The 2,675-nt window shown below is 35.3% G+C and carries 3 protein-coding genes and 1 pseudogene; all 4 read left to right on the top strand.

The features are described from left to right. Window positions 1–219: pseudogene (locus tag CRO04_RS25580) on the top strand (hypothetical protein); the annotation flags it as partial. 216 nt (window positions 220–435) lie between these two features. Continuing rightward, the gene (locus CRO04_RS26645) at window positions 436–708 is read left to right on the top strand and encodes a GH-E family nuclease (RefSeq protein WP_207654524.1); all 273 of its coding nucleotides are present in this window, start codon (window positions 436–438) and stop codon (window positions 706–708) included. A gap of 16 nt (window positions 709–724) precedes the next feature. After that, window positions 725–1,252, top strand: a complete 528-nt coding sequence (locus CRO04_RS25570) for a hypothetical protein (protein ID WP_097007045.1) — start codon at window positions 725–727, stop codon at window positions 1,250–1,252. A gap of 1 nt (window position 1,253) precedes the next feature. Then, window positions 1,254–1,595: a DUF2185 domain-containing protein gene (locus tag CRO04_RS25565; RefSeq protein ID WP_097007044.1), complete on the top strand. Its 342-nt coding sequence runs from the start codon at window positions 1,254–1,256 to the stop codon at window positions 1,593–1,595. Window positions 1,596–2,675 lie beyond the last annotated feature (1,080 nt).

The following is a 2,675-nucleotide window of genomic DNA, read 5'->3' as shown; positions in this document are numbered from 1 at the left end:
GGACTGTTTTATTTCCTGGCGGTAACAATGGTTTCCAAGCCAAAGAACGGAATACCCAATCACCCGGTATTTTATGACTATTACATGAGAAAAATCGGTGAAGGAAAGACAAAGTCTCAAGCGCTGGTCTGTATCATGCGCCGTTTGGTGAACATTGTGTATGGAATGATGAAAAACAAGACGGAATACCGTGAACCAATTCGAGAAGAGGAACAGTAATTTTTCTGTTTAAAAACAGCACAAAGACGTGCTATAATTTTTTTAATTGAATACGAAAATTCACCGTTCGTCGGATATCTCAGTACTCCACCTGAGGGGGCGGGTAATAATGTTAAAAGCAAGGTAGAACAGTCAAATTTAGAGCCATTAGAAAACGGGCCATATATTAAAAATGGGAAGCCGAATGGAAGACCAACATTATCAGGTGATGCTAAATTGAATTTTGAAAAAGAGGTATTTAATAATAATGTTGATCCTGACGGAGTACTTAGAGATCCTAATACAGGAGATATTATCAAATGGAAACCAGGTCAGCCTAGAAAGGGTGTTGTTGATTTTGGGCATAACCAAGGCAGTTCATATAGTGAAATGTTTCAAAAATATAAGAATAGAGAAATTTCATTAAATGAATTGAAAGAATTCCAATTTGATGCAAAAAATTACCGTTTAGAAACACCTTCAGCAAATCGAAGTCACTTATATGAATAAAAGGAGATCTAACTATATGAAAATTGTAAACATATTTGATGCTGTGAAAGAGGGCAGCTGGGAGGAATTTAAAAAGTTATATAAAGATGAAATTAATCAAATAAATGAATTTACAAGCTTCAACTTATTAGAAACCCTACTTTTAAAAAATGATAATACTCAAGAACGTTTAAAAATATTTGAATTCTTAATTAATAATGGTATTGATATATACCATAAAGAAAATAGATATCAAAGAAATGCTTTACATGTTTTGTTTTTCAATTTTTTACGAGGAGATATTCAGTATTTGTTGGAGGTAACCAAAAATTTAGTTAGTGCGGGGATAAATGTTAATGAAGTAGATATATATAATGCAATTCCTCTGAAATATTCTTTAACAATCTCTAAATTGAAGACAGAGGAGATGCTACCTGTTTATAAATATTTACTTGATGTCGGTTCTGATTATAAAATAAAAGATTCGTTTGAAAAATCCTGTATTGATTATGCCCAAGAATTAACATGGAGAACTGAATTTATTAACCTTACAAAGGAGATTTAAAATGATAGAAAATGATATGTATGGTGGTTTTATAGTATCAAGAAATGTTTATAATGGAATACCAGTTAGATATAGTTTTAGAGAAAAGAGTTCAATAGAACAATTAAATGGCTGGAATTTATTATCTGAAAAGGATGATGATGAATATATTAAAAACCCAGATAATTTTATAATTATAAATGCTGAAACTATTAATAAAATTGCACCGGTAATTTTAGAGATATTTGAAGCTCCTTATGGTGCAGATCTATTTTGGCTATATGAGGAAGGCGTTTTTATAGGATTTTATGATTTGAAATTGGAAAGAGAAATAACTATTGACGAAATATTAGAAAATAATTAAATTAACTTTGAAGTTGATACAGATGAATAATATGATACTGAGGTCAGGTGGTTTAGGCGTTGCTTATAACTCCGTAACTCTTTCGCATGGCTGGGCATTCCCTGCAAGTGTGACCCCGGTTACGACCCCAATGCCGAATATCCGACTCCTATGATAAGTCCTCTCAGCCCGCATTGCGGGCTGATGTTAGCCGAGTCGGGGAAGCTTTTAACCCCGGCTCTTTAACCTGCATCATTTTCGACCCCATGGTTCATCCCTGCTTTTGAAGCAAAATAGACTGAAAATCTTTCAGTTCGGAATTTTATAAATGGTTGCGAATGTGCGACTTGGAGAATATAAAAACTGGCATATATGCGACATTTTTCTGTAAAAGCAACAGGAAAACGAACAGTAGGTAACAGTAATCCAAGCACTTAGCAGGTAAAAGAGGAAAATCCATCTTTTTCAGATTTGCCCAACGAGGTGTTTAATTGCCTGAATGGCATATATGTTCCACCATCGGTTTTAAAGGTCACACAGAGGCAATATTTTGCGACACAGGGCAAGCTGAAAGTGGTATATTAATTCTAATTCATTGGAAGCTTAGCAAGATCGTCTACCCTATGGCTCATGGTGAACCATGGGATTTACAGGAAATTGATTCTATGGTAAACTGGGGCTGCCGGGGGTTACAGGGGGTAGAAATACTTCTTTTGTAGCTCCTTTTTCTTTTCTTTTTTTCTGCCGTTCGTTCTCCTTTAAAATAAACCAGAAATGACTTGCAATCCATTCCATACAGAGTTAACATCAACAACCAATAAAAGAAATAACTTGTCCTTCCACCCATTGGTTTGTTGTAGATTGGCTGTCGCCCCCTTGCGGACTCGTGAAGAGTTAACGCTGTCATCTGAGGTTGCCGGTACGGGGACTGATTGGTTGGAATCAAGATTAGGAGGGAGAGAATTGCAAAAAAGAGAAAATTTGCTTTATGTAGGGATTGATCTGCATAAGGAAAGTCATACCGCAGTGATGGTGAACTGCTGGAATGAAAAGTTAGAGGTAGTCGTCATTGAAAACAAGCCCAGTGAATTTAAAAAGCTG

Source organism: Lacrimispora amygdalina (assembly GCF_900205965.1).
Lineage (GTDB): Bacteria > Bacillota > Clostridia > Lachnospirales > Lachnospiraceae > Lacrimispora > Lacrimispora amygdalina_A.
The sequence above is the reverse complement of the archived record's forward strand: the minus strand, read 5'-3'. Positions and strand labels throughout refer to the sequence as shown.

Excerpts from the sequence above, each read along its gene's own strand:
- CRO04_RS25570 (WP_097007045.1), top strand. The coding sequence starts at position 725 with ATGAAAATTGTAAACATATTTGATGCTGTGAAAGAGGGCAGCTGGGAG.
- CRO04_RS25565 (WP_097007044.1), top strand. The coding sequence starts at position 1,254 with ATGATAGAAAATGATATGTATGGTGGTTTTATAGTATCAAGAAATGTT.